Source organism: Chitinimonas taiwanensis DSM 18899, from assembly GCF_900119825.1.
Taxonomy (GTDB): Bacteria; Pseudomonadota; Gammaproteobacteria; order Burkholderiales; family Chitinimonadaceae; genus Chitinimonas; species Chitinimonas taiwanensis.
This window is the reverse complement of sequence record NZ_FPKR01000011.1, coordinates 152,796-175,082: the sequence shown is the minus strand read 5'-3', so window position 1 is coordinate 175,082 and position 22,287 is coordinate 152,796. Positions and strand designations below refer to the sequence as shown.

General features: G+C 58.8%; 21 protein-coding genes and 2 tRNA genes. All 23 read right to left on the bottom strand.

The features are described 5' to 3' along the window. Positions 1–3: 3 nt before the first annotated feature. The 23 genes from pheT to BT173_RS14370 all read right to left on the bottom strand — a co-directional run bounded on the left by pheT (position 4) and on the right by BT173_RS14370 (position 22,277). A complete protein-coding gene (gene pheT, locus BT173_RS14480; protein WP_072429378.1) occupies positions 4–2,367 on the bottom strand; it encodes a phenylalanine--tRNA ligase subunit beta in 2,364 nt (787 codons plus the stop codon). Between the two features lie 95 nt (positions 2,368–2,462). Continuing rightward, positions 2,463–3,461, bottom strand: coding sequence for a phenylalanine--tRNA ligase subunit alpha (gene pheS / locus BT173_RS14475; protein WP_072429377.1), 999 nt, complete (start codon positions 3,459–3,461; stop codon positions 2,463–2,465). Between the two features lie 130 nt (positions 3,462–3,591). After that, positions 3,592–3,951: a 50S ribosomal protein L20 gene (rplT, locus tag BT173_RS14470; RefSeq protein WP_072429376.1), complete on the bottom strand. Its 360-nt coding sequence runs from the start codon at positions 3,949–3,951 to the stop codon at positions 3,592–3,594. 22 nt (positions 3,952–3,973) lie between these two features. After that, entirely contained in the window at positions 3,974–4,171 is a 198-nt protein-coding gene (gene rpmI / locus BT173_RS14465) for a 50S ribosomal protein L35 (RefSeq protein WP_072429375.1), read from the bottom strand. Between the two features lie 138 nt (positions 4,172–4,309). Beyond that, positions 4,310–4,846: a translation initiation factor IF-3 gene (infC, locus tag BT173_RS14460; protein ID WP_072429374.1), complete on the bottom strand. Its 537-nt coding sequence runs from the start codon at positions 4,844–4,846 to the stop codon at positions 4,310–4,312. A 61-nt stretch (positions 4,847–4,907) separates the two neighbouring features. Further along, on the bottom strand, positions 4,908–6,815 hold the full coding sequence (gene thrS, locus BT173_RS14455; RefSeq protein WP_072429373.1) for a threonine--tRNA ligase: 1,908 nt from the start codon (positions 6,813–6,815) through the stop codon (positions 4,908–4,910). A gap of 209 nt (positions 6,816–7,024) precedes the next feature. After that, positions 7,025–7,101 (bottom strand) — tRNA-Val (locus BT173_RS14450). 60 nt (positions 7,102–7,161) lie between these two features. Beyond that, positions 7,162–7,461, bottom strand: a complete 300-nt coding sequence (locus BT173_RS14445) for a DUF2818 family protein (RefSeq protein WP_072429372.1) — start codon at positions 7,459–7,461, stop codon at positions 7,162–7,164. Further along, on the bottom strand, positions 7,458–8,912 hold the full coding sequence (gene nuoN / locus BT173_RS14440; RefSeq protein WP_072429371.1) for an NADH-quinone oxidoreductase subunit NuoN: 1,455 nt from the start codon (positions 8,910–8,912) through the stop codon (positions 7,458–7,460). The genes BT173_RS14445 and nuoN overlap by 4 nt, the downstream gene beginning before the upstream one ends. A gap of 22 nt (positions 8,913–8,934) precedes the next feature. Beyond that, a complete protein-coding gene (locus tag BT173_RS14435) occupies positions 8,935–10,431 on the bottom strand; it encodes an NADH-quinone oxidoreductase subunit M (RefSeq protein WP_072429370.1) in 1,497 nt (498 codons plus the stop codon). Between the two features lie 51 nt (positions 10,432–10,482). After that, positions 10,483–12,516, bottom strand: a complete 2,034-nt coding sequence (nuoL, locus tag BT173_RS14430; protein ID WP_072429369.1) for an NADH-quinone oxidoreductase subunit L — start codon at positions 12,514–12,516, stop codon at positions 10,483–10,485. 64 nt (positions 12,517–12,580) lie between these two features. Next, positions 12,581–12,883, bottom strand: coding sequence for an NADH-quinone oxidoreductase subunit NuoK (gene nuoK / locus BT173_RS14425; RefSeq protein WP_072429368.1), 303 nt, complete (start codon positions 12,881–12,883; stop codon positions 12,581–12,583). 26 nt (positions 12,884–12,909) lie between these two features. After that, positions 12,910–13,560 (bottom strand): NADH-quinone oxidoreductase subunit J, encoded by a 651-nt coding sequence (locus tag BT173_RS14420; RefSeq protein WP_072429367.1) that lies wholly within the window; start codon positions 13,558–13,560, stop codon positions 12,910–12,912. A gap of 24 nt (positions 13,561–13,584) precedes the next feature. Then, entirely contained in the window at positions 13,585–14,073 is a 489-nt protein-coding gene (gene nuoI, locus BT173_RS14415) for an NADH-quinone oxidoreductase subunit NuoI (protein WP_072429366.1), read from the bottom strand. Positions 14,074–14,083: 10 nt separating this feature from the next. Further along, a complete protein-coding gene (gene nuoH, locus BT173_RS14410; protein ID WP_072429365.1) occupies positions 14,084–15,142 on the bottom strand; it encodes an NADH-quinone oxidoreductase subunit NuoH in 1,059 nt (352 codons plus the stop codon). A gap of 10 nt (positions 15,143–15,152) precedes the next feature. Next, positions 15,153–17,480: an NADH-quinone oxidoreductase subunit NuoG gene (gene nuoG / locus BT173_RS14405; RefSeq protein WP_072429364.1), complete on the bottom strand. Its 2,328-nt coding sequence runs from the start codon at positions 17,478–17,480 to the stop codon at positions 15,153–15,155. A 103-nt stretch (positions 17,481–17,583) separates the two neighbouring features. Beyond that, positions 17,584–18,873 carry an NADH-quinone oxidoreductase subunit NuoF gene (gene nuoF, locus BT173_RS14400; protein WP_072429363.1) on the bottom strand — a complete coding sequence of 430 codons (1,290 nt, stop codon included), beginning with the start codon at positions 18,871–18,873 and terminating at the stop codon, positions 17,584–17,586. A 17-nt stretch (positions 18,874–18,890) separates the two neighbouring features. Continuing rightward, a complete protein-coding gene (gene nuoE / locus BT173_RS14395; protein ID WP_072429407.1) occupies positions 18,891–19,361 on the bottom strand; it encodes an NADH-quinone oxidoreductase subunit NuoE in 471 nt (156 codons plus the stop codon). A gap of 17 nt (positions 19,362–19,378) precedes the next feature. Further along, positions 19,379–20,632, bottom strand: a complete 1,254-nt coding sequence (locus BT173_RS14390) for an NADH-quinone oxidoreductase subunit D (RefSeq protein ID WP_072429362.1) — start codon at positions 20,630–20,632, stop codon at positions 19,379–19,381. Beyond that, positions 20,625–21,218, bottom strand: coding sequence for an NADH-quinone oxidoreductase subunit C (locus tag BT173_RS14385; protein ID WP_072429361.1), 594 nt, complete (start codon positions 21,216–21,218; stop codon positions 20,625–20,627). Before BT173_RS14385 ends, BT173_RS14390 begins: the two co-directional genes overlap by 8 nt. 14 nt (positions 21,219–21,232) lie before the next feature. Then, positions 21,233–21,706 carry a NuoB/complex I 20 kDa subunit family protein gene (locus BT173_RS14380; protein ID WP_072429360.1) on the bottom strand — a complete coding sequence of 158 codons (474 nt, stop codon included), beginning with the start codon at positions 21,704–21,706 and terminating at the stop codon, positions 21,233–21,235. Between the two features lie 11 nt (positions 21,707–21,717). Beyond that, complete coding sequence (locus tag BT173_RS14375) at positions 21,718–22,086, bottom strand: NADH-quinone oxidoreductase subunit A (protein WP_072429359.1); 369 nt, start codon at positions 22,084–22,086, stop codon at positions 21,718–21,720. Between the two features lie 106 nt (positions 22,087–22,192). Next, positions 22,193–22,277 (bottom strand) — tRNA-Leu (locus BT173_RS14370). Positions 22,278–22,287: the final 10 nt, after the last annotated feature.

Here is a 22,287-nt window from a genome sequence, read left to right as displayed (position 1 = left end):
GGCCTAGCTGCGAAGCTGGGCATCGTGGCGTTGTTGCAGCGCAGCGACGAGCTGGGAGACGGCCAAATCGATCTCGGCGTCCGAAAGCGTTTTCTGAGTATCTTGCAATATCACCTTGAATGCAAGGCTCTTTTTCCCTTCCGGCACCCCCTTGCCACGGTACACATCGAAGCCTTCTATGCCGGTAACACAGGGCGATTTGGCGCTGCCCATGGCATCCAGAATGTCCTGGTATTGCACGGCATCATCGACCACGAAAGCCAGGTCGCGGCGCACGGGCTGGAACTTGGAAACCGGCTTGGCAGCGATCAGATCACGCTGGATCAGTGCCGCCAAATCCATTTCGAACAGCACCGGCGCTGCCGGCAAATCGTAGTTCTGCACCCACTTCGGATGCAGCTCGCCCATTACCCCAACGACCACGCCATCAAGCAGAATGTTCGCGCAGCGACCTGGGTGGAAAGCCGGGTGCTCAGCCTTCTCGAAACGCGCTTGGCGCGGCGCGAGTAGCGCCTCCACATCGGCCTTCAGGTCGTAGAAGTCCACCCGCGTGGCAGTAGCACCCCATTGCTCGTGCAGACGCGGGCCATAGGCAAGGCCCGCGAGCTTTTCCGGCTGCTGGTTGGCATCCACACCGTGGAATACACGCGCCACCTCGAATAGACGCACACGTTCGTGCTTGCGGTTCAGATTGGCGATCAAGGTGCTGACCAGGCCGCCGATCAGGGTCGAGCGCATCACGCTCATCTGGCTGGCAATCGGGTTCAGCAGCTTCACCGGCGCAGTATTGGCGGCGAAATCAGCCTCCCATTGCGCTTCCACAAAGGCATAGCTGACGATTTCCTGGAAGTCGCGCGCGGCGAGAGCCAGCTTCACTGCCAGAGCCGGCCGCAGCTTGCCATCCTGCTTAAGCATCGCCAAGCTATTGCTCGGCGCGCGCGTCGGCACATTGTCGTAGCCATACAGGCGGGCCACTTCCTCGATCAAGTCCTCCTCGATATTGATATCGAAGCGGTAGCTCGGCGGCGTCACGATCAGCCGCTCGCCATCCTGGCCCACCTGCAAGCCAAGCTTCTGCAACATGGCGACGATCTGCGCCACATCGAGCGAAATACCCAGCACGCGCGCGACACGCGGCACGCGCAGCGTCACCGGCGCACGCGCCGGCAGCTCGGCCAACGCCTCGGTCAGCGGGCCGGCCTGACCACCGCAGATGGCCAAGACCAGCTCGGTCGCACGCTCCATGGCCTGGCGACAGTTGCCGAAATCCACCCCGCGCTCGTAGCGGTGACTGGAGTCGGAACCGAAACCCAGGCGACGCGCCTTGCCATTGATGACAGCCGGCGCGAAATAGGCCGACTCAAGGAACACATCTCGAGTCTGCCCTGCCTGCACCGAGGTGGGCATGCCACCCATGATGCCGGCCAGCGCAATAGGGCCGCTACCGTCAGCAATCACCAGCATATCGGCCTCCAGCGCCAGCTGCTTGCCGTTCAGCAGCTCCAACTGCTCACCCGCCACCGCCATGCGCACATGCACATCGCCCTTCAACTTGGCATGGTCGAAGGCGTGCATGGGCTGCCCCAGCTCCATCAACACATAGTTGGTAATGTCGACCAGGGCGGAGATCGAACGGATGCCGCTGCGCTCCAGGCGTCGACGCATCCAATCCGGCGTCGCTGCCGCAGCATTGACGCCCTGAATCACCCGACCGACATAACGCGGACAGGCTGCAGGCACATCGAGGTGAACGGCGCGCTGCGCATCGATAGTGACCGCAGCCGGCTGGATGGCCACCGGCGAGTAGCGCGAATCAGTCAAGGCAGCCACTTCGCGCGCAATGCCGCTCAGGCTTAGGCAATCGGCGCGATTCGGCGTCAGCTTCAGGGTCAGGATGCGATCATCGAGCTGATAGTAATCGCGGAAGCTCACCCCGACCGGCGCATCGGCCGGCAGGAGCAGCAAGCCTTCACTCTCCTCGCTGACGCCAAGCTCACGGGCCGAACACAGCATGCCGAAGCTCTCCACGCCGCGCAGCTTGGCTTCCTTGATCTTGAAATCACCCGGCAGGCTGGCGCCCACCAAGGCGCATGGCACTTTGACGCCGGGCGCAACATTCGGCGCACCACAGACAATCTGCAGCGGTGCGCCACCGAGCCCCGCATCCACCTGGCAGACATTGAGCTTCTCGGCATTCTCGTGCTTACGTACTTCCAGCACCTGGGCGACCACCACACGGTCGAACGCCGGCGCGGCCGGATCGTTCTCTTCCACTTCCAGGCCGGCCATGGTCAGCAACTCGGCCAGCTCAGCATTATTCAAGGCTGGATTTACCAGCTCGCGCAGCCAGGATTCAGAGAATTTCATGGCTTGGTTCCCTTATGGATTGACGGGCGCCACACGGCACCTCAGCAGGACTTGATGGGGGCAGAGCGGGCCGCGGCCCGCTCAAGTGCATCGACTTAACGGAACTGACCGAGGAAGGTCAGATCGTTATCAAAGAACAGGCGCAAATCGTTGACGCCGTAATAGAGCATGGCGAAACGATCGAGGCCGATGCCGAAGGCAAAACCGGTGAACTGCTCGGGATCGATGCCGACATTGCGCAGCACATTCGGGTGCACCATGCCGCAGCCACCCACCTCCAGCCAGCCGCGCTCACCAAGCACGTCCACCTCGGCCGAGGTCTCGGTAAACGGGAAGAAAGACGGGCGGAAGCGCACCTGCAGGTCGTCGCGCTCGAAGAAGCGGCGCAGGAAGTCGATCAGCGTGGCCTTGAGGTCGGCAAAGCTTACGCCCTCCGCCACCCACAGGCCCTCCATCTGATGAAACATCGGCGAATGGGTCGCATCCGAATCCACACGGTACACACGACCTGGCGCCACGATCTTGATTGGCGGCTTATGGTTCTCCATATAGCGCACCTGGATCGGACTGGTATGCGTGCGCAGCACCAGCGGCTCGCCATCCTTACCACCGCCTACATAGAAAGTGTCCTGCATCGAGCGGGCTGGATGATCCTTGGGCGTATTGAGCGCCTCGAAGTTATGCCAGTCGCCCTCGATTTCCGGACCATCCGCCACCTCAAAACCCATGGACTGGAACAGCGCGACGATACGTTCCTTGACCAAGGTCACTGGGTGCAGGCCCCCACTACCATTGCCACGCCCGGGCAGGGTGACATCCAGCGCTTCGGCAGCCAGCTGCTGGTTCAGTTTTTCCGCCGCAATGGCCTCACGCCGGCCATTCAAAGCAGCCTCGAAAGCCTGCTTGGCCTGATTGATGACTGCGCCCTGGCTACGCTTTTCTTCCGGCGGCAGCGCGCCAAGCTGCTTGAGCAGCTCGGTCAGCGCACCGGATTTGCCCAGGTACTTGGCTTTGACGTTCTCGAGCTCGACCGGATCGGCCGTAGCCGCCAAAGCAGCCAGGCCCTCGTCAAGAAGGGTTTGCACATTGCTCATCGTACGTCGCTCCTCATAAGGCTGGCGATGCGGTCTTGTTCAAAACCGCATGGCCAGCATCCCGTTACACACAGGCGGGGGCAGACAAAAAAAGGGAGGCTCGCGCCTCCCTTTTTCAACTTCCTGGAGCTCAGGCCGCGAGGCTGGCCTTGGCTTGCGCAACGATTTGCGCAAAGGCAGCCTTATCAAACACGGCCAGATCGGCCAGCACCTTACGATCAACATTGATCGAAGCGCGCTTGAGGCCGTTCATGAACTTGCTGTAGCTCAGACCCAGTTCACGCGCAGCGGCGTTGATACGGGCGATCCACAGTTGACGGAATTGACGCTTACGCTGACGACGGTCACGGTATGCATATTGACCGGCCTTCATCACCGCCTGTTTGGCGATGCGATAGACGTTCTTGCGACGACCGCGATAGCCCTTGGCGAGAGCGAGGACTTTTTTATGGCGGGCGCGGGCTGTTACACCACGTTTGACGCGAGGCATGGTTTATTCCTTTCCGAGAAGATTAAGCGTACGGCAACATCGCGCGAACGGAGGCCATATTGGTCGGGTGGACCATGGTCGTGCCGCGCAGCTGGCGCTTGTTCTTAGTGGTCTTCTTGGTCAGGATGTGGCGCTTGAACGCCTTGGAGCGCTTAACGCCACCATTACCCAACACCTTGAGGCGTTTTTTCGCGCTCGATTTGGTCTTCATCTTCGGCATGACGTACTCCGTTTAGCCTAGTTATATCCGGCGCAAGGTGGTGAATTGCTCCACACTTAATGCCCAGCGCCACGTTATTTACGACAAGAGCGGATCGGTTCACACCAACCCAAGGCTTGTCGCCACCTTGTATTCAACTCAAGCTTTTTTCTTCGGGGCCAGCATCATGACCATCTGACGACCTTCAAGCTTGGGGAACTGCTCGACCACAGCCAATTCACCGAGCTCGGTCTCAACACGTTTGAGTTGAGCCATACCGATTTCCTGGTGAGCCATCTCACGGCCGCGGAAGCGCAGCGTGAGCTTGACCTTGTCACCTTCTTCCAGGAAGCGCACCACATTGCGCAACTTGACCTGAAAGTCATTTTCATCGGTACCCGGGCGGAATTTGACTTCCTTGATCTGCACCTGACGGATCTTGAGCTTCTGTTCATGCCGCTTTTTGCTTTCGCGGTATTTGAACTTGCCGTAATCCATAAGGCGACATACCGGCGGCACTGCGTTCGGGGCGATCTCTACCAGATCGACTTCGCGTTCTTCCGCCATGCGCATGGCTTCCGCCAGGCTAACAATGCCGAGTTGCTCGCCGTCGTCACCAGACAGACGGATTTCGCGGGCGGTGATTTCACCATTGATCCGCGGCTCTTTATCCTGAGCGATAGCTGTTACTCCCAAGTAAAAAACGAAAACCGCGCGTCCCGGTAACAATGGCCTCGAATTAACGAGGCCATCGGGCTCAGATCTTGATGGACTCAGCGCTCCAGCGCTCGATCAGCGCTTCCAGCGTCATCTGCCCCAGGTCTTCACCACCGCGGGATCGCACGGCAACCAAGCCTGCTTCCTTTTCCTTATCGCCTACGACGATCTGGTAAGGAAGCTTTTGCAAGCTATGTTCCCGTATTTTAAAGCCTATTTTGTCACTTCTCAAGTCCGCTTCCACACGGAAGCCCAATTGCTTGAGCCGCTCGGTGACTTCAGCAGCGTAATCAGCCTGGTGTTCACTGATGCTCATCACTACCGCCTGCACCGGCGCAAGCCATAGCGGGAAGGCGCCGGCATGGTTCTCGATCAGAATGCCCAGGAAGCGCTCCAAGGAGCCCAGAATCGCGCGATGCAACATGACCGGGCGCTTGCGCAGGCTATCTTCCGAGCTCACATACTCCGCATTCAGGCGCTCAGGCAGTACGAAATCGAGTTGCAACGTGCCGCACTGCCAAGAACGACCCAGCGCATCCTTGATGTGATACTCGACTTTAGGACCATAGAAGGCGCCCTCACCCGGCAATTCCTCCCACTCAACACCACAGGCGCGCAGCGCTTCGCGCAAGCCGTTCTCTGCCCTGTCCCAAGTCTCATCCGTGCCTGCGCGCTTTTCCGGGCGCAAGCTCAGCTTGACCGACACATTCTCGAAGCCGAAGTCGTCGTACACCGACATGGCCAGCTCATTGAAAGCCTTTGATTCAGCCACGATCTGATCTTCGGTACAGAAGATGTGCGCATCATCCTGCACAAAGCCACGCACGCGCATGATGCCGTGCAGAGCACCCGAAGGTTCGTTGCGATGGCAGGCGCCAAACTCAGCCAAGCGCATGGGCAGATCACGATAGGAGCGCAAGCCGCTATTGAACACCTGCACATGACCCGGACAGTTCATTGGCTTGACCGCGTAGTCGCGCTTCTCCGACTCCGTGGTGAACATATTTTCGCGATAGTTCTCCCAATGGCCGGATTTCTCCCACAGCACCCGGTCCATGACCATGGGCGTGCGGATTTCCTGATAACCCGCCTTGGCTAAGCGCTTACGCATGTATTGCTCAACCGACTGCCACAGGCTCCAACCCTTGGGATGCCAGAACACCATGCCCGGCGCCTCATCCTGCAGATGGAACAGATCAAGCTGCTTCCCCAGCTTACGGTGATCGCGCTTTTCTGCCTCTTCCAGCATATGCAAATACTGGTCGAGGTCTTCCTTCTTCGCCCAGGCCGTACCGTAGACACGCTGCAGCATCTCGTTACGACTATCGCCGCGCCAGTAGGCACCAGCCAGCTTCATCAGCTTGAATACCTTGAGCTTGCCCGTGGACGGCACATGCGGGCCGCGGCACAGGTCGGTGAACTCACCCTCGCGATACAGCGACAAGACCTGATCAGCCGGGATGCTCTCAATGATTTCGGCCTTGTACTGCTCGCCAATACCTTTGAAGTAGGCAATCGCCTCATCGCGACTCAGCTCATAGCGCTCGACCGGAATGTCGCGCTTAGCCAGCTCGGCCATCTTTTTTTCGATTGCCAGCAAGTCTTCTGGCGTAAATGGCCGCTTATAGCTGAAGTCATAGTAAAAGCCATGCTCAATCACCGGACCGATGGTGACCTGTGCATCAGGAAACAGCTCCTTGACCGCATAGGCAAGCAAATGTGCCGTCGAGTGACGAATCACCTCCAAGCCGTCCGCATCTTTTTCCGTCACGATCGCCAACTGCACATCACGATCGATCAGATAGGAGGTATCGACCAGCACACCATCCACCTTGCCGGCCAAGGCGGCACGCGCCAGACCTGCGCCGATGCTGGCGGCAACATCTGCAACACGCAGGGGTTGGTCATAACTGCGCTGGGAGCCGTCGGGAAGCGTGACGATGGGCATTTCGATTCCACCTTTACGTTGGGACTACATTAGGAAGTCGGACTGATCACCGACTTCTCAGATTCATGCGATGCGCTTGCTACAGACGAAAAAAAAGTGCGACCTAAGTCGCACTTTTTTGAATAAACGAACTTCCGAAAGCCGACTCAGCCCAGATTGAGAGTGCCGGTAGTAGTAGTTCGAAAGGACATCTTCGTTTACTCCGATGTTGGTAGGCGCGATTGGACTCGAACCAACGACCCCCACCATGTCAAGGTGGTGCTCTAACCAGCTGAGCTACGCGCCTAAAGAGCTGCGCATTCTAGGGACTTCACGAAGAACTGGCAAGCCCTGAATGCAAAAAATTTCACATACCCGGCTTGCGCCAGAAATAACGCCAGACAAAACCAGGATAAGCCGCCACCACGAACAGCGCGAAAGTCGTGACATAGAACTGCCAGCGCTGAGTATGCACAGGCCCCAGGCGGCTTTCCAACCACAGACCCAGGCCACCCATCAGCAGATAGAGCAGGCACAGCTCGAGCAAGCGCCAAGCGAAGGCCTTATGCTGGCGTGGCGCCCAGATAAACAGGATGCGCTCGACCATAAACGGCAAATTGGCGGCCAAGGCCGCCAATCCGATAAAGGCATAGAGTGCCGGACTCACAGCATGCCCAGGCTATGGCGAATCGACTCATAGCACAGCTGCAGCAGCCGATCAGGCATCAGGCCAAGGACCAGCACAGCCAGGCAGTTGATCGACAGCAGCACGCGCATATCGAGCTTGACTGCGATCGGGCTATGGTCGGTCGGCTCATCCATGAACATCAGCTTGACCACGCGCAGATAGTAGAACGCGCCAACCAGCGAAAACAGCACCGCCACCACGGCGAGCCAGATCAGACCGATGTCGACAATCGCCTGAATGACGGCCAGCTTGGCGAAGAAGCCAACGAAGACGGGAATACCTGCCATCGAAAACATCACCAGCAGGAACATCCAAGCAAACCAGGGGCTGCGTTGCGCCAGGCCCTTCAGATCAGACAGGCGTTCGGCTTCGAAACCAGCACGCGACAGCAGCAGCACTACACCGAAGCCCGCCACCGCCATGATGGCGTAGACGATGGCATAGAACATACCGGCAGCGTAGCCCTGGGCCGAACCGGCCAGGATGCCCAGCAGCATGAAACCCATGTGCGAAATGGTCGAGTAAGCGAGCATGCGCTTCAGATTGGTCTGCGCGATGGCGACGATATTACCCACGCCAATCGACAGCACGGCCAGTACGATCAGCATGCCCTGCCAGTCAACCAGCAGACCCGGCATGGCTTGAACCAGCAGACGCATGACGAAGGCAAAGGCAGCGAGCTTGGGGGCCGAACCGATCAGTAGCGTGACCGCGGTCGGCGAGCCCTGATAGACATCAGGCACCCACATATGGAAGGGCACGTTGCCCAGCTTGAAGCCGATACCGGTGACGATAAAGACCAAGCCGAATACCAACAGGGTGCGGCTGGCCGAGCCATCCGCGATCTTGGCGGCAATGGCGTGGATATCCAGGCTGCCAGTGGCGCCGTAGATCATCGACATGCCATACAGCAACATGCCCGAGGCAAGCGCGCCCAACACGAAGTACTTCATGGCGGCTTCGGTAGCCGGTTTGGAATCACGCGGCAGGGCAACCAACGCGTACAGGGACAGCGACAGCAGCTCCAGACCCACATACAGGGTCAGCAGATTGGTGGCAGAAGCCATCACCATCATGCCCAGCAGCGCGAACAGCGACAGCGTGAACAGCTCGCCCTTGTACATCTGGCGGTAAGCCGCATAAGCACGGCTGTAGGCCAGCATCAGGCCGACGGCGGCATACATGCCGAGCTTGAGCACATCGGACATCGCATCAGCGACGAACATGCCCGAGAAAGCGGCGCGCGGGGTCCAGGAAAAACCCTGGATGGTCAGCACGGCGCTCCCCAACAATGCTACCAGCGACAGTGCATAGGTGATGTCGCGCTGTTCATCCTTGATGAACAGGTCGATCAGCAGTACGGCCGAGACCGCACACAAGAGCCAGATTTCCGGCAGGGCGGCGACCAGATTCAAACTAGCGAGCGTCATTCTTGTTTAATCCCGGTTCGTCTCAAGGCAGCTTGGAGTGTTTAACTTGGGTGATCAGCGTATCGACGCTGGTGTGCATCTTTTCGGTGAAGGCTTGTGGGTACAGACCCATGCCCAGCACGGTCACGGCCAGCACGGCCAGCACGGCGAATTCACGCAGATTCACATCCTTGAGCTCGGCAACGTGCTCATTGGCCACTTCGCCGAAGATCACCCGCTTATACATCCACAGCGTGTAGGCAGCGCCGAAGATCAGGGTGGTGGCAGCGGCAAACGCGTACCAGAAGTTCACCTTGACGGCACCGATGATCACCATGAATTCACCGACGAAACCCGAGGTAGCCGGCAGACCGGAGTTGGCCATCGCGAACAGCAGGAAGAAGGCAGCGAACTTGGGCATGGTATTGGCCACACCGCCGTAGTCGGCGATCTTGCGGCTGTGCACACGGTCGTACATGACACCGATACAGAAGAACATGGCGGCCGACACGAAGCCGTGCGAAATCATCTGCACCAGCGCGCCTTCGACACCGTAGGTGGTTGGTGCGCCATCGGCGAACATATAGAAGCCCAGTGTCACGAAGCCCATATGGGAAATCGAGGAATAGGCGACCAGCTTCTTCATATCGGTCTGCACCAGGGCAACCAGGCCGATATAAACCACGGCGACCAGGGACAGCGCGATGATGATCCAGCCCCATTCACGGGCGGCATCCGGTGCAATCGGCAGGGCAAAACGCAGGAAGCCGTAAGCGCCAAGCTTCAGGGTAATCGCAGCCAGTACCATGGAACCGCCGGTCGGCGCTTCCACGTGGGCATCTGGCAGCCAGGTGTGCACCGGGAACATCGGCACCTTCACCGCAAAGGCGAAGAAGAAGGCAATCATCATGAAGCCTTGCACGGCCAGCGGCAGGGCAACGCGTTGGAATTCGGCGATCTCGAAGGTCTTGCCGGCCTGGAAATACAGGTAGATGAAGGTCACCAGCAGCAGCAGCGAACCCATCAGCGTGTACAGGAACAGCTTGATCGCGGCGTAGACGCGATTCTGACCGCCCCACACACCAACGATCAGGTATAGCGGCACCAGCATCGCTTCAAAAAACACATAGAACAGCATCGCATCCATTGCGGCAAACGCGCCATTGATCAAGCCGGACATGATCAGGAAGGCCGCCATGTATTGGGCAACGCGCTTCTCGATCACTTCCCAGCCGGCGATCACCACCAGCAGCGTGGTAAAGGCATTCAGGATCACGAAGAACATGGACAGGCCATCAACACCGAGGTGGTAGTTGATATTGAAGGCCGGGATCCACGGCATCTTTTCCACGAACTGCATGCCACCGTGCAGATCTGCAAACTCGGTGTAGAGCGGGATGGTAACCAGGAAGCCCAGCAATGCGCCCAGCAGCGCGATCACGCGTGCCCAGCCGGCGCGGCTATCGCCGCCGGTCGCTAGCACGATGAGGCCGGCCACGATCGGCACCCAGATCGCCAGACTCAACAGATGTTCAGACATATCCACCCTTACCTACTGAATGTGTTTTCTTTAAGCGTGCACAGCGCACGATTACTGCGTAATCAGGAAGCGACCCAGCCACCAGGTCAGCAGCAGCAAGGCGCCGATGATCATGGCAAACGCGTAATGGTAGATGTAGCCAGTCTGTACGCGACGCACCAGACCTGCGAACACACCCACCAGCTTGGCGGCACCGTTGACGATCAGACCATCGATCAGGACGGTATCGCCCGCCTTCCAGAACACCTTGCCCAGCTTGCGACCGAAGGTCGCAAAACCCTGGATATAAAGGTGATCCATGTAGTACTTGTTTTCCAGCAAGGTATTCAGCGCGCCGGTCTTGGCCTGAATCGCGGCCGGAATCGACGGCTTCTTCAGATAGAAGAACCAGGCCGTCACTACACCGCCCAGCGCCAGCCAGAACGGCAGCGTCATAAAGGCGTGCAGGCCCATGCCCAGCGCGTCATGCGCATGGTGAATGACCGCTTCCATGGCCGGGTGTGCTTCGCTGTTCACGAAGATCACATTCTTGAAGAAGTCACCCGCCAACATCGGGCCGATGGCGATAAAACCAATGACCAGGGACGGGATGGCCAGCGCAACCAGCGGGCCAGTCACCACCAGACCCGGGCTGTGCGGCTTCTCGCCCGGCGCCAGACCATGATGGTGGTCATCGTCGGCGTGATGCTCGTCATGTCCATGATGCTCATCCACCTTGCCGAAACGCTCCTCGCCATGGAAGACCAGGAAGAACATACGGAAGGAGTAGAAGGCGGTCACGAATACGCCGGTCAGCACCGCGAAGTAAGCCCACCCAGCGGCTGGCAGCTGCGAAGCGCCCACGGCTAGGATGATGGAATCCTTCGAGTAGAAACCGGACAGGAAAGGCGTACCGATCAGCGCCAGAGAGCCGAACAGCGAGGTCCAGTAAATGGTTGGCATGTACTTCTTCAAGCCACCCATGCGACGGATGTCCTGGTCATGGTGCATAGCCATGATCACGGCGCCGGCTGCAAGGAAGAGCAAGGCCTTGAAGAAGGCGTGCGTCATCAGGTGGAACACCGCGACCGAGTAGGCCGAGGCGCCCAACGCGACGGTCATATAACCGAGCTGCGACAGGGTCGAGTAAGCCACCACGCGCTTGATATCGTTCTGGATGATGCCCAGGAAGCCCATGAACAGCGCGGTGATCGAACCGATGATCATGATGAAGTTCAGCGCGGTATCGGACAGCTCGAACAGCGGCGACATACGCGCGACCATGAAGATACCGGCGGTCACCATGGTTGCCGCATGGATCAGGGCGGAGATCGGGGTCGGCCCTTCCATCGAATCGGGCAGCCAGACATGCAAGGGGAACTGGGCGGACTTACCCATCGCACCAATGAACAGCAGGATGCAAGCCACACTGAGCAAGGACCATTGCACGCCTGGGAACAGGCTGATGGTGGCGTCCTTCATGGCCGGCGCGCTGGCGAAGACATCGGCGTAATAGAAAGAACCGAAGTGCGCGAGCACCAAGCCGATGCCGAGCAGGAAGCCGAAGTCACCCACGCGGTTGACCAGGAACGCCTTCAGATTGGCGAAGATGGCGGTCGGGCGCTTGAACCAGAAACCGATCAGCAGGTAGGACACCAGGCCCACAGCTTCCCAGCCGAAGAACAGCTGCACGAAGTTATTGGCCATCACCAGCATCAGCATCGAGAAGGTGAACAGCGAGATATAGCTGAAGAAGCGCTGGTAGCCGGGATCTTCCTCCATATAGCCGATGGTGTAGATGTGCACCATCAGCGACACGAAGGTCACCACCACCATCATCATGGCGGTCAGCTTGTCGACCAGGAAACCGACCGAGACATCGATACCGTCCACCGTCAGCCAGGTGTAGACATTGCCGTTATAGGCCTCGCCGCCATTGAGCTGGTCGTACAGCACATAGAAGGAGCCGACACAGGCGGCAGCCACACCGAGAATGGTCACCCAGTGCGCGCCGGCACGACCGACGAAGCGGCCAAACAGGCCGGCGACGATGGCGCCAAACAGCGGCAGAAGGGGGATCAGCAGATAGAGCGTCGGTTTATCCATAGCGCGGTCTTGTTCTGTATTACTTGTGTAGGTCGGCGGCTTTGCTGCAATCGGGCAGTTCGGGTCAGCCCTTCAGGCTGTCCAGATCTTCCACATTGATCGAGCGGGTGTTACGGAACAGCACGACCAGGATAGCCAGACCGATGGCGGACTCAGCAGCTGCCACGGTCAGGATGAAGAACACGAAAATCTGTCCACCGGTATCGCCCAGATACTTGGAGAAGGCGATGAAATTCATATTCACGGCCAGCAGCATCAGTTCAATTGCCATCAAGAGCACGATGATGTTCTTGCGGTTCATGAAAATGCCGAATACCGAAATCGCGAACAGGATCGCGGCCAGCACGAGGTAATGGGTCAGCGTCATGGCTTGTAAGCTCGTCTTGTCTCGGTTCAGGCCGCTGGCTTGTCGCCAGCCTCATCGGCAGCAGCAGGCTCAGGCTGCTCGACCACGGCGTCCATCTTGACGATGCGCAGACGGTCGTTGCGCTTCACCTTGATCTGCTCAGCCGGATCAATGTACTTGGTGTTCTTGCGGCGACGCAGGGTCAGCGACACTGCGGCGATCATGGCAACCAGCAGGAGCACGGCGGCCAGCTCGAAGGGCAGCAGGTAGTCGGTGTAAATTGGTACGCCGAGCTGCTTGATGTTGGACACGCCTTCCGGCAGCGGTGCGACGGCAGAATAAGCGTCGAGGCCAGTGCTCGGCGCGATCAGGATCAGCACCATTTCGGCGGCCATGATCACGGCAACCACGGCGGCGAAGGGGAAGTAGCTCCAGAAACCCTTGCGCAGCTCTTCGAAGTTGATGTCCAGCATCATCACCACGAAGAGGAAGAGCACCATCACCGCGCCGACGTAAACGAGTACCAGCGAGATGGCGAGGAATTCAGCCTCGATCAGCATCCACAGCACGGCGCCGGTGAAGAAGGACAGCACCAGGCTCAGTGCGGCGTGCACCGGGTTCTTGGCGGTAATCACCCGTAGCGCCGAAGCGATCAGGATGGCCGCGAAAATATAGAAGATGACAGTGGTCAGGGTCATGGCTGCCGGCTCGGTAATAGTCGTTTAGCGGTACTTGGCATCGGCTTCGCGGTTCTTCGCGATCTCGGCTTCGTACTTGTCACCCACTGCCAGCAGCATGGGCTTGGTGTAATACAGGTCGCCACGCTTCTCGCCGTGGTATTCGAGCACATGGGTTTCCACAATCGCGTCGACCGGACAGGCTTCTTCGCAAAAGCCGCAGAAGATGCACTTGGTCAGATCGATGTCGTAGCGCGAGGTACGGCGCGTGCCGTCATCACGCACTTCCGACTCGATGGTGATGGCCATGGCCGGGCACACCGCTTCACACAGCTTGCAGGCAATGCAGCGCTCCTCGCCATTCGCATAGCGACGCTGAGCGTGCAGGCCACGGAAGCGCGGCGAATACGGCGTCTTCTCTTCCGGAAACTGAACAGTGATCTTGCGCTGGAAGAAATGCCGGCCCGTGAGCGCCATGCCCTTGACCAGTTCAACCAGCAGGAAGGTCTTGAAGAAATTCTGAATCTTTTCCATGGTGCTCAACTCACCAGAGCGAATACGGGGTTTGCATCCAGGCGGCGACCAGGACGATCCAAACAAGGGTCACCGGGATGAATACCTTCCAACCCAGGCGCATCAACTGGTCGTAGCGATAGCGTGGGAAGGTCGCACGGAACCACAGGAACAGGAACATCACGAACATCATCTTGCCCAGCAACCAGAAGATGCTTGGCGCGCCCAATACGGGGATGGTCGCTGCGAATGGCGACAACCAGCCACCCATGAACAACACCGAGGTCATCGCGCAGATCAGCCAGATGTTCGCGTACTCACCCAGGAAGAACAGGGCGAAGGACATGCCCGAATACTCGATCATGTGACCGGCCACGATTTCCGACTCGCCTTCGGCCACGTCGAACGGTGCGCGGTTGGTTTCCGCCACGCCAGCGATCAGGTAGACCAGAAATAAGGGGAACAGCGGGATGAAGTTCCAGGACAGGATGGAACCACCGCCGATGCCGTGGCCTTGCTGATTCACGATATCGCTAAGGTTCAGACTGCCCGACACCATCAGGACACCGACCAGAGCAAAACCCATGGCCAGCTCGTAGGAAATCACCTGAGCCGAGGCACGCAAAGCACCAAGGAAAGCGTACTTGGAGTTGGACGCCCAGCCAGCCACAATGATGCCGTACACGCCCAGCGAGCTGATGGCCATCACATACAAGAGACCCGCGTTTACGTCAGCCAACACCAAGCCAGGGGCAAAGGGCACTACCGCCCATACCGCTAGCGCCGGCGCCAACACCATCACTGGAGCCAGGAAGAACAGGCCGGTGGAAGCAGCTTGCGGGGAAATGATTTCCTTCAGCAACAGCTTCAGGCCGTCGGCAATCGGTTGCAGCAAACCGAACGGACCCACGCGGTTCGGGCCGATACGGATCTGCATATAGCCGATCACCTTGCGCTCATACAGCGTCGCGTAGGCCACCGCGCCGAACAGCGGCGCAACGATCAGGATGATCTTCAGCAGAGTCCAGGCAAACAGACCCAGAGTCGGGCCGAGCACGGAGAGGAAACCGTTATGCAGCGCGTCGATCATGACTGTCTCCTCAGGCGCGCGTCAGTTGAATGGGAGCGAACATGGCGCCAAGCACCACGGTGTCCGGGTGAGCAACGGCCAGACGCACCACGCCATCGGCCAGGCCGGCGTCCAGCGCGACCTGGAAGCTAGCATGGGCATCGCCCTGGCTGACTTGCACGCGCTCACCAGCCTGTACACCAAGCTGCTGGGCGGTGGCGGCGGACAGGCCCACTTGCGGGGCGACCGCATCACGGGTCTTCTGCAACGACGGTGCACGACGCACCAGTGCATCAGCCTGATAGATCGGCACTTCACCCAGACGCACTAGGCCAGCCGATGGCGCCTGCAGCTGGATGCTGACGCCCTGCACGGCATTGCTCAGCTTAGCAGCGATGCCCGCCTCGCCTTGCGGCAGCGCAGCCTTGCGTACGGCTTCGGCATTGTCGAAGTCGAAACCTTCCAGACCGAGCAGATTGCCCAGCACACGCAGCACCTTCCAGCCCGGACGGCTATCGCCGAGTGGCTTGACCACGCCATTGAAGGCTTGCAGCTTGCCTTCCATATTGATGAAGCTACCGGCAGTTTCCGAGAACGGGGTAATCGGCAGCAGCACATCGGCGTAATCGAGCGCGCCATGCTTGAAGGCCGAGAAGGCCACGACCATTTCGGCCTGCTTGGCGACCGCCAACGCAGCCTGCGCGTCATGGCTATCGAATTCCAGTTCGGTATTGAACAGCAGTACCGCCTTGCACGACTGAGTCAGCGCATTGCTCGCCTGCAGGCCCAGTACCTGCGCGCCAACCGTGTTGGCGGCTTCGCTCATCCAGCCCAGGGTGGCACCGGTCAGCTCGGCCAGTTGGGCAGCCAAGCTGGCGATCTCGGCGGCACGCGGGGAGTGTGCAGCCAGATTGCCCAGCAGCAGTGCGGCGCGGTCGCCTTCATTGGCGGTAGCGGCCAGCAGCTGTTCGGCGATGGCACGGGCAGCGTCGCTGACCACGGCGTTCGCGAGCTCAGCCGGCACGGCTTGCTGCTTGAGTTCAGCAGCGGCCTTGACCACGCCAGCCAGTGCTTCGACCAGTTGATCCGGACGGACGATCAGCTTATTGCTCACCGTGGTGAACAACTCGTCATCCATCGGGTTGATCAGCGACAGCTTGAGGCCACGCTTGACAGCCTGACGCAGACGCTGGGCAAGCAGCGGTTGCTCCTTGCGCACGGTCGAACCAATCAGCAGCACCGCTTTGGCAGCGGCGATATCGGCGATGGGCTGACCAAGCCAGCTTGCGCCCTGCTGGGCAGGGGCCAAGCGCGCATCGGCATAACGAGTCCCAAAGCTGGCAGCACCGGCACCAAGCGCCGTGCTCAGCTTGTTGAGCAGGAACAGCTCTTCCACGCTCGAGTGCGGGGTGGCCAGCACAGCCAGTGACTGCGCGCCAAATTCATTGCTGATCGACTTCAGGCCATTACCCACGTATTCGAGGGCGGTCTGCCAGTCGGTCTCGATCCACTGACCGCCTTGCTTGAGCATGGGCTTGGTCAGGCGTTGTTCGCTATTCAATGCTTCGTAGGAGAAGCGATCGCGGTCGGCGATCCAGCATTCATTGATGGCTTCATTTTCCAGCGGCAGCACGCGCATCACGCGATCGCTCTTGACCTGCACCACCAGATTGCTGCCCAGGCCATCGTGCGGGCTCACGCTCTTGCGGCGCGACAACTCCCAGGTACGGGCGGTGTAACGGAAAGGCTTGGAGGTCAGCGCGCCAACCGGACACAGATCGATCACGTTGCCGGAGATTTCCGAATCCACGGTCATACCGATGAAGGACATGATCTCGGAGTGCTCGCCGCGGCCGGCCATGCCGATCTCCTGCATGCCGGCCACTTCTTCGGTGAAGCGTACGCAGCGCGTGCAGTGAATGCAGCGGGTCATATCGGTGGAAATCAGCGGACCGAGATCCTTGTTCGGCACCACGCGCTTTTCTTCTTCATAGCGCGAGCTCGACGCACCATAACCGACGGCCAGATCCTGCAGCTGACACTCGCCGCCCTGGTCACAGATCGGACAGTCGAGCGGGTGATTGATTAGCAGGAATTCCATCACGCCCTGCTGGGCCTTGACAGCCATGTCCGAGTGCGTAAACACCTTCATGCCATCATTGACCGGCGTAGCGCAAGCCGGCAGCGGCTTGGGCGCTTTCTCGACCTGCACGAGGCACATGCGGCAGTTGGCCGCAATCGAGAGCTTCTTGTGATAGCAGAAGTGAGGAATATGCGTACCGATAGAACGCGCAGCCTCAATGACCGTAGTGCCATTGGGGACTGTCAGTTTGGTACCGTCGATTTCGATTTCAAGCATGGTCGGGCTGCCCGAACTTTCGTTTGTTACTACTGGCGGATGCCTGGTCTGTTGCGACCAGCCAAGGAAGGGTTTGCTGGCAAACCCGCTCGGGGCTGACTACTTAGTAGCCAGGCACAATGCATTTCTTGTGTTCGATATGGTGCAGGAACTCATCGCGGAAGTGCTTGAGCATGCCTTGCACCGGCATCACGGCGGCATCGCCCAGCGCGCAGATGGTGCGGCCAGCGATGTTCTTGCCGACCGACTCCAGCAGCTCGAGGTCTTCCGGGCGGCCCAGGCCGCGCTCGATGCGGTCCACCACGCGGTACAACCAGCCGGTACCTTCACGGCAAGGTGTGCACTGACCGCAGGACTCTTCGTAGTAGAAGTAGGACAGGCGACGCAGCGCCTTAACCATGCAGACGGTCTCGTCCATGACGATGACGGCGCCCGAACCCAGCATGGAGCCGGCCTTGGCGATCGCATCGTAGTCCATGGTGGTTTCCATCATGATGTGACCAGGCAGCACCGGCGCCGAGGAACCACCAGGGATCACGGCCTTCAGCTTCTTGCCACCGCGCATGCCACCGGCCATTTCCAGCAGTTCGCTGAACGGCGTGCCGAGCGGAATCTCGAAATTGCCCGGACGATTGACATGACCAGATACCGAGAACAGCTTGGTGCCACCGTTATTCGGCTTGCCGAGTTCGAGGAACTTCTGCCCGCCTTCACGGATGATGTAGGGCACCGACGCAAAGGTCTCGGTGTTATTGATCGTGGTCGGCTTGCCATACAGACCGAAGCTGGCCGGGAAAGGCGGCTTGAAGCGCGGCTGACCCTTCTTGCCTTCCAGCGACTCCAGCAGCGCCGTTTCTTCACCGCAGATATAGGCGCCATAACCATGGTGCGCATGCAGCTGGAAGCTGAAATCGCTGCCGAGAATCTTGTCGCCGAGGAAGCCGGCGCGACGCGCCTCTTCCAATGCGGCTTCGAAACGCTCGTAGGCGGCGAATACTTCACCGTGGATGTAGTTGTAGCCGACCGAAATGCCCATCGCATAACCGCCGATGATCATGCCTTCGATCAATGCGTGCGGGTTATTGACGATGATGTCCAGGTCCTTGAAGGTACCCGGCTCGCCCTCATCGGTATTGCAGACCAGGTATTTCTGACCCGGAAAGCTGCGCGGCATGAAAGACCACTTCAGGCCGGTAGGGAAACCCGCGCCACCACGACCACGCAGGGACGAGGTCTTCAGCTCGGCAATGATCGCGTCCTGGCTGATGCCCTCGGCAATGATCTTCTTCAGGGCTGCATAGCCACCGCGCTGGATGTAGGCGTCGATGTTCCAGGAGTTCGGATCATCAAAATCGACGCCGTCGAATACAACGCCTTTGACGTAAACGGTCATGCGCTTCGTCCCCGGCCTTAGTTGAGTTCAGCCAGCTTGCGATCAATCGCATCTGGCGTCATGTGGTTACACATGGTGTGGTTATTGACCAGCATCACCGGCGCGTAGCCGCAAGCGCCCATGCACTCGCCTTCCTTGAGGGTGAACTTGCCGTCAGCGGTGGTCTCGTTGTAACCGATACCCAGCTTCTTTTGCAGATACTCACCGGCATCAGCACCGCCCGACAAAGCACAAGGCAGATTGGTGCACACAGTCAGCTTGTACTTACCAACCGGGCTACGGTCATACATATTGTAGAAAGTCGCCACTTCGTGGGCGGCCATGGGCGCAATACCCAAGTAGTCAGCCACGAACTTGATCGTGTCGCTCGACAACCAGCGCTTTTCAACCTGCGCAATGCGCAAGGCCGACATGACAGCCGAGCGCTTCTGATCGGCCGGATACTTGGCCACTTCGCGATCAATCTGCGCGAGAGATTCCGGGCTCAGCCCTGCATTGAGATCACTCACCGGTCAATCTCCCCAAACACGATGTCCTGCGTACCGATGATCGCCACGACATCCGAAATCATATGGCCACGCGCCATTTCATCCAGCGCAGACAGGTGAACAAAGCCCGGCGCACGAATCTTCAGGCGGTAGGGTTTGTTGGCGCCATCAGACACCAGATAGATGCCGAACTCGCCCTTCGGGTGTTCAACCGCTGCATAGGCTTCGCCTTCGGGCACATGCATGCCCTCGGTGAACAGCTTGAAGTGGTGGATCAGCTCTTCCATATTCGACTTCATGTCGAGACGCGAAGGCGGCGCCACCTTGTGATTGTCGACGATGACCGGACCAGGGTTCTTGCGCAGCCAATCCACGCACTGCTTGATGATGCGGTTGGACTGACGCATTTCTTCGACACGGCACAGATAGCGGTCATAGCAATCGCCATTCACGCCGACCGGGATGTCGAAATCGAGCTTGTCGTAGACCTCGTAGGGCTGCTTCTTACGCAGATCCCATTCGACACCCGAACCACGCAGCATCGCGCCGGATAGGCCAAGCTGGATCGCGCGTTCAGGCGACACCACACCGATACCGACAGTGCGCTGCTTCCAGATACGGTTATCGGTCAGCAGCGTTTCGTATTCGTCGACATAGGTCGGGAAACGACGGGTGAAGTCTTCAATGAAATCGAGCAGCGAGCCCTGGCGGTTCTCATTCAGCTGACGAATCGCCGCGGCATTACGCACCTTGGAAGCCTGGTACTGCGGCATGCTGTCCGGCAGGTCGCGATAGACACCACCCGGGCGGTAGTAGGCTGCGTGCATACGCGCACCCGATACCGCCTCATAGCAGTCCATCAAATCCTCACGCTCACGGAAGGCGTACAGGAAGATGGTCATCGCGCCGCAATCGAGACCGTGCGCACCAATCCACATCAGGTGGTTCAGGATACGGGTGATTTCGTCAAACATGACGCGAATGTATTGAGCACGGATAGGCACCTCGATGCCCATCAGCTTCTCGATCGCCATCACATAGGCGTGCTCATTACACATCATCGACACATAGTCGAGTCGGTCCATATAGGGAACCGACTGGATGAAGGTCTTATGCTCGGCCAGCTTCTCGGTAGCGCGATGCAACAGGCCGATATGCGGGTCGGCGCGTTGCACGACTTCGCCATCCAGCTCCAGCACCAGGCGCAACACGCCGTGCGCAGCCGGGTGCTGTGGGCCGAAGTTCAGCGTGTAATTCTTGATCTCAGCCACCGTAGTTCTCCTCGCGAATGATGCGCGGAGTGATCTCGCGCGGCTCGATGGTCACGGGCTGGTAAATCACGCGCCCTTGAGTCGGGTCGTAGCGCATTTCCACATTGCCAGACAGTGGGAAATCCTTGCGGAAGGGGTGACCGACAAAACCATAGTCAGTCAGGATTCGGCGCAGGTCGGGGTGGCCGGTGAACACAATGCCGTAAAGGTCAAAAGCTTCGCGCTCGAACCAGTTGACCCCAGGCCAGACATCCAGCACCGAATTGATCAGCGGCAGCTCGTCGTCTTCGCAAAACACGCGCACACGCAGGCGGGCATTCAACGAGACAGACAGCAGATGGTAAACAACGGCAAAACGGCGACCATCCCAGCCACCGTCCTTATAGGTACTGTAATCCACGCCACATAGATCGACGCAGCTCTTAAACTGCAGCGCATCATGATCACAAAGAAGGCGTGAAATTGCCGGCCAGTCGGAAGACTTGACCACGAGAGTCAATTCATCCAGAGCCTTAGTCAAGGAAACGGCCTTGTCACCCAAGGCCGTTTGCAGCGTTTGTTGCAGCGCGTCGAGTTTGGTTGCCATGATGCGTATCTTGGTTAACGCGCGATGGTGTTGGTGCGCTTGATCTTGTTTTGCAGCTGAATCAGACCGTAGAGCAAGGCCTCAGCTGTCGGAGGGCAACCCGGGACATACACATCCACAGGCACGATGCGGTCGCAACCGCGAACCACCGAGTAAGAATAGTGATAGTAGCCGCCGCCATTGGCGCAGGAGCCCATCGAGAGCACCCAGCGCGGCTCTGGCATCTGGTCATAAACCTTGCGCAGCGCCGGCGCCATCTTATTGCACAGCGTGCCAGCGACGATCATCAAATCAGACTGACGCGGACTAGGACGGAAAACGATACCAAAGCGATCCAGATCGTAACGAGCCGCGCCCGCATGCATCATCTCGACCGCACAGCAGGCCAGACCGAAGGTCATTGGCCACAGCGAGCCGGTACGCGTCCAGTTCACCACCGTATCCACAGTGGTCGTGATGAAACCCTTGTCCATCACACCTTGCGCCATTGGATTCTCGGCTACTCCCATTCCAGCGCTCCCTTCATCCACTCATAAACGAAGCCAACCACCAGAATAGCCAGAAACACCATCATGGCCAAAAAGCCAGGAAAGCCGACATCCTTGATCACCGCCGCCCAAGGCAGCAGAAAGGCAACTTCGAGGTCAAACAGGATAAACAGGATGGCAACGAGGTAATAACGCACATCAAACTGCATGCGTGCATCCTCGAACGCCTCAAAACCGCACTCGTAGGGAGACAGCTTCTCCGCATCAGGACGATTGGTGCCCAATAGCACGCTGACTATCTTGCCAAGCGCCATAGGGGCCACACCAACCAGCAAGCCCACCACCATGAAGAGCAGGACTGGGAAGTAGTTCTCGAGCATGAAAGCTCCCCGGTACGGTTTTAACGTAATTAGACGTGATGGAAGTCTAGCTTCCATTGATATCGCCGCAAGCCTATTTCGGGAGACTTTGCAGCGATTAAGAATTTGGTGCCGACAGTGAGACTCGAACTCACACAGCTTGCGCCACTACCCCCTCAAGATAGCGTGTCTACCAATTTCACCATGTCGGCAGCGCACCAA